Here is a 9,638-nt window from a genome sequence, read left to right on the forward strand (position 1 = left end):
GCCGGCGAGCCCGTGGTCGCCGCGGTCGACGCAGCCGCCGCACCCGCGGTCGGCGATCGCCCGGGTGGTCGGCACCGCAGGTCGTCGCGACCACCGGTCACCTGGTCCGCCCGCTCGTTCTAGGCTCTGCCGGTGCTCACCGTCCGTCACCGCGCCCCCGGCCAGGTCGCCCGTGCGTGAGCACCGGGACCCGTTGCCGACGGTCGTCGTGGCCGCCGCGCTCGTCGACGACCTCTCCCTCCCCACGCGGCTGCTCGCGGCCCGCCGCTGCTCCCCGGCCGCGCTCGCCGGACGCTGGGAGCTCCCCGGCGGCAAGGTCGAGCCCGGCGAGTCCTTCGTCGACGCCCTGCACCGCGAGCTGCGCGAGGAGCTCGGCGTCGAGGTCACCCTCGGCTCGCTGCTGCCCTCCCCCGACGGCTTCGGCTGGCCGCTCACCCCCGACCGCCACCTGGTGATGCACGTCTGGTGGGCCGCCGTCGCGGCCGGCACCCCGCAGCCGCTCGACGTCCACGACGAGCTGCGCTGGCTATCGGCCGACGCCCTCGCCGACGTCGACTGGCTCGACGGCGACCGCCCCGTCGTCGTGGCCCTGCGGCCGTCGCTGCGCGGTCCGGAGGGCTGAGCGGGTTCGGGCTGCCTGCGACACCGGGCGCCGAGCCCGCCGTGGACGGCAGCCACCGCCGGTGGGCGTTCCCCGCACTCCGTGCAGGGCGTGCTGCTCGCACCCGGCCGGGCGTCGAGACCGAGTCGTGCTCGCGGGTCGTGCTCGGAGCCCCGCACCGGTCGTGCTCGGCGTCCCGAGGCGACCGGGTCGACCACCTGCACGCGAGCCGGTCAGCCGGCGCCGGGGACGTGGCCCGTCGCGTCGACCCGCGAACTCGCCCGGCGCAGCGTCAGCACGGGTGCGGGCGACGCGGCACCGGGGACACGGCGGCGGCGGGCGGCCTCTCGGACCGTGGCCCGGGCGTGCTGCAGCGCGGACGCCGCGGACGGTGCGGGGTCGTCGTGCACCAGGTCGAGCCAGGCCAGCAGCCGGCCGCACAGGCTCAGGGCCGTGCCGAGCTCGGGCGACCCGCCGTGCCGCTCGAGCAAGCCGATCGCCGCGGGCACCCGACCCGCGAGCAGCTCGACCGGGCTGCCGGAGGGCTCGCGCGGCAGGGGTGCCCGCAGCAGATCGAGCACCGCGGCGTACCGGTCGCGGGTGCGCTGGGTGCGGTCGGCGCCCGCGACCGCGAGGAAGGTGTCGAGCAGGTCGTGCACGTCGGTGGTCATCCGGCAAGCCTTGCGCATCGGCGCCCCGGGCCGCCTGCGTCGTCCACAGGCGCGGTGCCTCCCGGGCTCCGAGCGCACCGCAGCCAGATCACGCCCGCCCAGAGCCCACAGGACGGCTGGCGCCGTGCCGACGACCAACCGGCGGGAGACGCGGACGCGCCCCCGACCTCGTGCGAGGTCGGGGGCGCGTCGGTGTGACGGTCAGCTGCAGCCGCTGGTGCTGCCGCAGCCCTCGCAGACGTGGCACGAGCCGGCGGGACGCATCTTCACGCCGCAGTTCATGCACATCGGGGCGTCGGCCGCGTGGCCCTGCAGCGACTCGAGCAGCTCGGCCGACGAGTGCACCTGCGGGGCCGAGATCTCCCGAGCCGATGCGGCACCCGCACCGGACTGCGCGACCTCGCTCGCTCCGGCCTTCGGCGACTCGACGTGCTGCACGACCTCGGCCGGCTGCGCCTCCTTGGCGGTGCGCGGCTTCATCGACATCGACTGCGACATGGTCTCGAGCTCGGCCGCGTCGTCGTCGGTGTCGTCCTCGACCGGCAGGTACGAGCCGGTCTCGACCTGACGGGTGCGCTCCTCGGCCGAGTAGATGCCCATGAACGACCGGGTGTCGAAGTCGAGGTGGTCGAGCGCCAGCCGGCGGAAGACGTAGTCCATGATCGACTGCGCCATCCGGATGTCGGGGTCGTCGGTCATGCCGGCCGGCTCGAACCGCATGTTGGTGAACTTGTCGACGTAGGTCTCCAGCGGCACCCCGTGCTGCAGGGCGATGGAGATCGCGATCGAGAACGCGTCCATGACGCCGGCGAGGGTCGAACCCTGCTTGCCGAACTTCAGGAACAGCTCACCGAGGCCGTCGTCGGGGTACGAGCCGGCGGTGAGGTAGCCCTCGGCCCCGCCGACCGCGAACGACGTGGTCTGCGAGGGACGGCGCTTGGGGAGCCGCTTGCGCACCGGCCGGTACTCGATGACCTTCTCCACGACCGGCTCGACCGTCGCGGCCGGAGCCGTCTCGGCGGCCGGCTTGGCCTTGGCGTCGGACAGCGGCTGACCGACCTTGCAGTTGTCGCGGTAGACGGCCAGCGCCTTCAGGCCGAGCTTCCAGCCCTGGAGGTAGACCTCCTCGATCTCCTCGACGGTGGCGGTCTCGGGCAGGTTGACCGTCTTGCTGATCGCACCGGACAGGAACGGCTGCGCGGCAGCCATCATCCGCACGTGGCCCATGGCCTTGATCGAGCGAGCGCCCATGGCGCAGTCGAACACCTCGTAGTGCTCGGGCTTGAGCCCCGGGGCGTCGATGACGTGGCCGTGCTCGGCGATGTGCTCGACGATCGCCTCGACGGTCTCGTTGGTGTAGCCGAGCTTGGTGAGCGCCCGCGGGATCGTGAGGTTCACGATCTGCATCGAGCCGCCGCCGACGAGCTTCTTGAACTTGACCAGGGAGAAGTCGGGCTCGATGCCGGTGGTGTCGCAGTCCATCATGAAGCCGATGGTGCCGGTGGGGGCCAGCACCGAGGCCTGCGCGTTGCGGTAGCCGTTGCGCTCGCCGAGCTTCACGACGTCGTCCCAGGCCTGGGTCGCCAGCCGCTGCACGTCCTTGTCGAGCGTGCTCATCGTGCGGATCGCGTCGTTGGCGGCGGCGTGCTTGCGCATCACCCGCTTGTGGGCGTCGGCGTTGCGGGCGTAGCCCTCGTACGGCCCGACGACGGCAGCCAGCTCGGCGGAGCGCTTGTAGGCGGTGCCGGTCATCAGCGAGGTGATGGACGCCGCGAGGGCGCGACCGCCGTCGCTGTCGTAGGCCAGGCCGCTCGCCATGAGCAGCGCACCCAGGTTGGCGTAGCCGATGCCCAGCTGGCGGTACTTGCGGGTGGTCTCGCCGATCGGCTCGGTCGGGAAGTCGGCGAAGCAGATCGAGATGTCCATCGCGGTGATGACCAGCTCGACGACCTTCGCGAAGGTGGCGCCGTCGAACGAGCCGTCGTCCTGCAGGAACTTCAGCAGGTTGAGGCTAGCCAGGTTGCACGAGCTGTTGTCGAGGCTCATGTACTCCGAGCACGGGTTCGAGGCGGTGATGCGACCGGTCTCGGGGTTCGTGTGCCAGTCGTTGATCGTGTCGTCGTACTGGATGCCCGGGTCGGCGCACTCCCAGGCGGCCTTCGCGACCTTGGTGAACAGCTCGGCCGCGTCGATCGACTCGATGACCCGGCCGTCGGTGCGCGCCTTCAGCCCGAACTGGCCCTTCGCCTCGACGGCACGCATGAACTCGTCGCTGACCCGCACCGAGTTGTTGGCGTTCTGGTACTGCACGCTGGTGATGTCGGCGCCGCCGAGGTCCATGTCGAACCCGGCGTCGCGCAGGACGCGGATCTTGTCCTCCTCGCGCGCCTTCGTCTCGACGAACTCGACGATGTCGGGGTGGTCGATGTCGAGCACGACCATCTTCGCCGCACGACGGGTGGCGCCGCCGGACTTGATGGTGCCGGCCGACGCGTCGGCGCCGCGCATGAAGCTCACCGGGCCGGACGCCGTGCCGCCGGAAGAGCGCAGCAGCTCCTTGCTGGACCGGATGCGCGAGAGGTTGAGGCCGGCACCGGAGCCGCCCTTGAAGATCAGGCCCTCCTCGCGGTACCAGTTCAGGATCGAGTCCATCGAGTCGTCGACGGCGAGGATGAAGCAGGCGCTGACCTGCTGCGGCGAGGACGTGCCGACGTTGAACCACACCGGCGAGTTGAAGCTGAACACCTGGTGCAGCAGCGCCCAGGTGAGCTCGTGCTCGAACAGCTCGGCGTCCTCGGGGGTCGCGAAGTAGCCGTGGTCGCGGCCGGCCTTGACGTAGGTGAGGACGACGCGGTCGATGAGCTGGCGCAGGCCCTGCTCGCGCTGCTCGGTGCCGACGGCACCGCGGAAGTACTTCGTGGTGACGATGGTGGAGGCGTTCACCGACCAGAAGTCGGGGAACTCGACGCCACGCTGCTCGAAGATCGTCTCGCCGGTCTTCCAGTTCTGCTGCACGACGTCACGACGCTCCCAGGTGACCTCGTCGTACGGGTGCACCCCCGGGGTGGTGAAGATGCGCTGCACCCCCGCGCCCTTGCCCTTGCGTCGTGCACCGGCGCGGGCGCCGCTGGTCGTCTCGGTCATGTCTCGTCCTCGTCCTCGTCGTGCGTGGTGGCTGGTGCCGTGCTGTTCGTGCTGATCGCGCTGATCGCGCAGGTGGTGCGGGTGGTGCGGGTGGTGCGGTGTGCTGACGGCTGGTGACCGTCGGGCGGCGGCGGCTTCCCCTCCGCGCCGCCCGACGGCGTCAGGGGGTGCTGCGGGCGCCGTCGGGGCGGCCGGGTGCCGGTTCGACCCCGGTCGCGTCGCGCTCGGCGCGCAGCAGCGTGATGGCGGCCTCGAAGTCCTCGAGCGACTCGAACGCCTGGTAGACGGACGCGAAGCGCAGGTAGGCGATCTCGTCGAGCTCGCGCAACGGGCCGAGGATGGCCAGGCCGACCTCGTGCGCGTCGACCTCGGCGGCCCCGCTCGCGCGGACGGCCTCCTCGACGCGCTGGGCGAGCAGGGCGAGGTCGTCCTCGCCGACCGGGCGCCCCTGACAGGCCTTGCGCACGCCGACCAGCACCTTCGCCCGGCTGAACGGCTCGGTGACACCGGACCGCTTCACGACGGCGAGGCTCGCGGTCTCGACGGTGGTGAACCGGCGGCCGCAGTCCGGGCACTGCCGGCGGCGCCGGATGGAGGAGCCGTCGTCGGTGACTCGCGAGTCGACGACGCGCGAGTCGGTGTGACGGCAGAACGGACAGTGCACGACGTCTCCCCTCCGGGGTGCTGGACGCTCTGTGGTCAACGCCTGGACGGGCCCGACCATGCCATCCGCCACCGACGTCCGGGGGGCCCTCTCGGGCCTGGCTGTGGACGAGGGTGTGGACGGCTTGGGGATGACCTGTGGGCGACGCACCACAATCTGTGGATGAAGCACATCCGTGTAACTACTAGATGTTGGGGTGAACGCTAACCCGGGGCGGACGCCGGTGCAAGGGGCGGGGCGCGTCGGCGTGTCTCGACGACGCCGAGCACAGGCACCCGGGGACGACGACGGCCCCGCGACCTGGTGGTCGCGGGGCCGTGCCGTGCCGAGGGTGCGGCTAGCGCTGCTGCAGGGGGACGGCGAGCCGCTGCCCGGCCTGCAGGCCGGAGTCGCCGAGCGCGTTCAGCTCGGCGATCTGCTGCACGGTGTCGCGCCGGTCGACGTGCGGGGCGACGGTGCCGGCGATGGCCCACAGGGTCTCGCCCGGCTGCACCGTCACGTAGCGCACGGCCGGTCGCTCGCCGACCGAGGTGCCGGCCAGGCTGGTGCCACCGGCGAGCACCGACACGGCCGCTGCCACCGCGAGCAGCAGCGCGAGCACCACCAGCCGGCCGCGGCGGGTCAGCGGCAGGCTGCCGTGCCGGACCGCCGTGGGCACCCGGCGTGCGCGCGGCACGGGGACCGCCGGCGCGGACGGCACGGCGACGAGCCGGGCGCGGCCGCGTGCCGAGGTGGTGCGGGGTGCGGCGAGGGTGATGGCGGTCATGCTGGCCTCCGGAGAGCGAGTCGAACGCGTGTTCGATCGAACGTCTGTACGATTTCTAGCACGGGCCGCCGACGCTGTCGAGCGCTGCCGAACGGGCGTTCGAACGACCCGAGGACACTCCAGCACCCGCCACCGACAGTCCGACACGTTCGAACAGGTGTTTGATTCGCCACCGCGCCGGTCCTACGGTGACGAGCACGCAGCGCCGGTCGCACCAGACCGGCCCGATCCAGGTCACCCAGGTGGCCGCAGACCACGCGGAGGACCCATGGCCGGGCCGGGACGACCGACGGGCGAGGTGCACGAGCTGCCGGAGGCCGACACCGGGGACGGGCTCACCGCGCGGCAGCGCCGGGTGCTGGAGACCATCCGCGACGCCGTCGAGCGCCGCGGCTACCCGCCCAGCATGCGCGAGATCGGCGAGGCCGCCGGGCTGTCCAGCCCGAGCAGCGTGTCCCACCAGCTGGCCGCCCTGGAGCGCAAGGGGTACCTGCGCCGCGACCCGCACCGGCCCCGCGCCATCGAGGTGGTCTCCCCCGACGCGCACGTGGCGCCGGTCGGTGCGCCGACGGCCGTCCCGGAGCCGGTCGACCCCACCGGGTCGGGCGACGACCGTCCGGCGCCGTCGTACGTGCCGGTGGTCGGGCGCATCGCGGCGGGCGGCCCGATCCTCGCCGAGCAGGCCGTCGAGGAGGTCTTCCCGCTCCCCCGTCAGCTCGTGGGCGAGGGCCAGCTGTTCCTGCTCAAGGTGGTCGGCGACTCGATGGTGGACGCCGCGATCTGCGACGGCGACTGGGTGGTCGTGCGCCAGCAGCAGGTCGCGGAGAACGGCGACATCGTGGCGGCCATGCTCGACGGCGAGGCGACCGTGAAGACGTTCAAGCGCCGCGACGGCCACGTCTGGCTGATGCCGCACAACCCGGCGTTCCAGCCCATCCCGGGTGACGAGGCGACCGTCCTCGGCCGGGTGACCGCGGTGCTGCGCCGGATCTGACGACCGCCGGTCCGCACCGACCGCACGACGAAGGGCCCCGCCGGATCGGCGGGGCCCTTCGTCGTGCAGGTCGTGGGCGTCAGGCGCCCGGCAGCCCGTTCGGCAGCTCGGTGCTGGCGTCGTCGACGATCGTGAAGTGGGTCAGGCCGTGCAGGTTCAGACCGTCGCGCACCGCACGGGAGGGCTCCAGGAGGACCACCGAGGCGGGGCGGGCGGCACGGCGCAGCTCGAGGAGCAGCCACACCCCCTGCAGACCGAAGGTGGTGACGTCGCGCGCCATGACGCGGACCGGGCGATGCGCGGTGTCGGCGACGTCGGAGACCAGGTCGTCGACGAGGTCGCGGACGTCCTGGTGCAGGTGGTGCCCGATGGCACCGTGCATGACGACGAGCACGGCGTCGTCGTCGACGAAGAGGCTGACGGAGCCCTCGACCTCGGTGGTGTCGAGACCGGTCGGCGAGGCCTCGAAGCCCCGGTTCAGGTCGGGCACGTCGTGGTGGCCGGCCGGGTGGGCCGGATGGTCGTCGCAGTGGTTGGCATCGTGACCTCTGCATCTCGTGGTTCGACGCCCACACGAGCGCGCGTGTGTGCACGCACCCACATGGAGTGGCTCGCCGCGACTCTGGACGAGACCGCCCACCTTACAGCCCAAGCGGGCTCAGGTCACGGTCCGCCCGGGAGGGCGAGGGGGGCCCTCCCGCTGCCACGGCCGGCGGCGCGCAGCGCGCCGACGGCGAGCTCGACGTCCGCCTCGGTGTTCCAGAGGTGGAACGCGATGCGCACCCGCCCCGCCCGCCCGGCGACCGAGACGCCGGCCGCCTCGAGCGCCGTCGCTCGAGAGCCGGCCGGGTCGTCGAGCGCCACGACCGGTCGGTCGGCCGGCGGCAGGTCGAGTGCCGCGAGCAGCCGGTCGGCGAGCCCCGTGCCGTGCCGGCGCGCGAGGCCCGGCGGCAGGTCGAGCAGGGTCTGCAGGGCGGGCACGGTGCCGACCCAGGCCAGCCATGCCGGCGAGACGTCGTGCCGGCGGGCGTCGTGCGCCAGCTGCATGTCCGGCCCGTAGCAGGAGCCCCAGACCGACTCCCCCGCGTACCAGCCGGCGTTCACGGGCCGCACCGCCGCGAGGGCCCTCGGCGAGTACGTCGAGAAGGCCGCTCCGCGCGGGCAGCACAGCCACTTGTAGGCGGAGCACACGGTGACGTCGTCGGCCGCGGCGTCGACGTCGAGCCAGCCGGCGGCCTGCGTGGTGTCGCAGAACGTCATGGCCCCGACGCGGCCGGCGGCCTCGCGCACCGCGGCCGCGTCGGCCACCCGGCCGTCGGCGGACTGCGCCAGCGAGTAGGCCACGAGGTCGGTGCCGCGCGCCACCTCGTCGGCGAGCGCCTCGAGCGGCGCGTGGCGCACCCGCACGCCGCGGTGGGCCTGCACGAGGAACGGGTAGACGACCGAGCTGAAGTCGCCGTCGACGCAGACGACGTCGGCGCCGTCCGGCAGCGAGGCGGCCACGGCCCCGGCGACGACGGAGGCCTGCGAGCCCACGGCGACGGCGTCCGGCCCGACGCCGCAGAGCCGCCCGAACAGGGCCCGCGCGCGCTGCACCTCGTCGTCGTAGGCGACCGGTCCGGCCGCGCCCCGCTGCCAGTCGAGCACCGCCTGCTGCAGCGCGGCGACGGCGGACCGAGGCGGCAGGCCGAGCGTCGCGGCGTTCAGGTAGCCGGGGGCCGCGCTCCAGGCCGACGTGGGCATCTCCCCGGGGTCCGATGCGCCCGCGCACCCGGCGGCGTCGCGCCCAGGGGCGAGGGACGGCGTGGTGGTGGGCACCGGTCCAGGCTGGCCGACCGGGACACCCACGCACAAGCACGTACGCCGGGCAGGTCTCCATCACACGACGTGATGTGTGGCTAGGCTCGCCCCGTGCTCGACGTCCTCGCCCTGCGCACCGTCCGCGCGATCGCGGAGCACGGTGGGTTCACCGGGGCCGCCGCCGCGCTCGGCACCACCCAGCCGGCGGTCAGCCAGCTGGTGCGGCGGCTCGAGGCCCGGCTCGGCACGGTGCTCGTCGAGCGGTCCGGGCGCACCGTGCGGCTCACCGAGGCCGGGCAGGTGCTCGCCCGGCACGCGGTCACAGCGCTCGCCGCCGTCGAGACCGCGGGCGAGGAGGTCGCGGCCATCGCCGGCCTGCGGGCCGGCAGGGTGCGCGTGTCGGCGTTCCCGTCCTGGTCGGCGTCCGTGCTGCCGAGGGCGTTCGCCGACGTCCGCCGCCGCCACCCGGGCCTGGTGCTCGGCTTCACCGAGGCCGAGCCGCCCGAGGCGCTCGAGGCGCTGCGGGCCGGCCGCTGCGACGTGGCGGTGGTCTTCGACTACCCGGGCAGCGGCACCACCGACGACGTGCACGACCTGCGCTCCACCCACCTGCTCGACGACGAGGTGCAGGTCGTGCTGCCGGGCGGGCACGCCGCCGCGGCCGACCGGGTGGCGCTGGCCGACCTGGCCGACGAGGAGTGGATCGCGGGCTGCCCCCGCTGCCGGCAGCACCTGCTCGTGCTCGCCGGGCGCGCCGGGTTCGCGCCGCGCGTCGCGTTCGAGACCGACGACGCGGTCGCCGTGCAGGGCCTGGTGGCGGCCGGGCTCGGGGTGGCCCTGCTGCCGGCGCTGTCGCTGCAGGCCACCCGCCGTCCGGACGTCGAGGTGCGGGCGGTGCAGCCGGCTGCCCGCCGCACGGTGACCGCCCTGACCCGCCCGGACCTGCGCCGGGTGCCGGCGGTGGCCGCGATGCTCGACGCGCTCGTGGCCGCCCTCGC

9 protein-coding genes are annotated in these 9,638 nt (G+C 73.8%); 3 read left to right on the forward strand and 6 right to left on the reverse strand.

The window, feature by feature from the left end:
- The first annotated feature begins 172 nt into the window (after positions 1-172).
- Positions 173-622: a (deoxy)nucleoside triphosphate pyrophosphohydrolase gene (locus ACYVI6_RS11470; RefSeq protein ID WP_460446497.1), complete on the forward strand. Its 450-nt coding sequence runs from the start codon at positions 173-175 to the stop codon at positions 620-622.
- 212 nt (positions 623-834) lie between these two features.
- On the opposite strand, the gene ACYVI6_RS11475 is transcribed toward ACYVI6_RS11470, so the two are convergent.
- The 4 genes from ACYVI6_RS11475 to ACYVI6_RS11490 form a co-directional block, all read right to left on the reverse strand.
- A complete protein-coding gene (locus tag ACYVI6_RS11475; RefSeq protein WP_460446498.1) occupies positions 835-1,272 on the reverse strand; it encodes a hypothetical protein in 438 nt (145 codons plus the stop codon).
- 201 nt (positions 1,273-1,473) lie between these two features.
- On the reverse strand, positions 1,474-4,416 hold the full coding sequence (locus ACYVI6_RS11480; protein WP_460446499.1) for a vitamin B12-dependent ribonucleotide reductase: 2,943 nt from the start codon (positions 4,414-4,416) through the stop codon (positions 1,474-1,476).
- Positions 4,417-4,576: 160 nt separating this feature from the next.
- On the reverse strand, positions 4,577-5,080 hold the full coding sequence (nrdR, locus tag ACYVI6_RS11485; protein WP_460446500.1) for a transcriptional regulator NrdR: 504 nt from the start codon (positions 5,078-5,080) through the stop codon (positions 4,577-4,579).
- A gap of 337 nt (positions 5,081-5,417) precedes the next feature.
- Positions 5,418-5,846: a LysM peptidoglycan-binding domain-containing protein gene (locus ACYVI6_RS11490; protein WP_460446501.1), complete on the reverse strand. Its 429-nt coding sequence runs from the start codon at positions 5,844-5,846 to the stop codon at positions 5,418-5,420.
- A gap of 268 nt (positions 5,847-6,114) precedes the next feature.
- Between ACYVI6_RS11490 and lexA the strand changes: the two genes are divergently transcribed.
- On the forward strand, positions 6,115-6,840 hold the full coding sequence (lexA, locus tag ACYVI6_RS11495) for a transcriptional repressor LexA (RefSeq protein WP_460446502.1): 726 nt from the start codon (positions 6,115-6,117) through the stop codon (positions 6,838-6,840).
- A gap of 79 nt (positions 6,841-6,919) precedes the next feature.
- Here the strand turns inward: lexA and ACYVI6_RS11500 are convergent, their stop codons facing one another.
- Both ACYVI6_RS11500 and ACYVI6_RS11505 read right to left on the reverse strand, forming a co-directional pair.
- Entirely contained in the window at positions 6,920-7,330 is a 411-nt protein-coding gene (locus tag ACYVI6_RS11500) for an STAS domain-containing protein (RefSeq protein ID WP_460446503.1), read from the reverse strand.
- 173 nt (positions 7,331-7,503) lie between these two features.
- Positions 7,504-8,583, reverse strand: a complete 1,080-nt coding sequence (locus tag ACYVI6_RS11505) for an aminotransferase class V-fold PLP-dependent enzyme (RefSeq protein WP_460446504.1) — start codon at positions 8,581-8,583, stop codon at positions 7,504-7,506.
- A 168-nt stretch (positions 8,584-8,751) separates the two neighbouring features.
- Here ACYVI6_RS11505 and ACYVI6_RS11510 point away from each other — a divergent pair.
- Positions 8,752-9,638 (forward strand): LysR family transcriptional regulator (locus ACYVI6_RS11510; RefSeq protein ID WP_460446505.1); only part of this gene is annotated, 887 nt, incomplete at its 3' end.

Source organism: Angustibacter aerolatus (assembly GCF_054776675.1).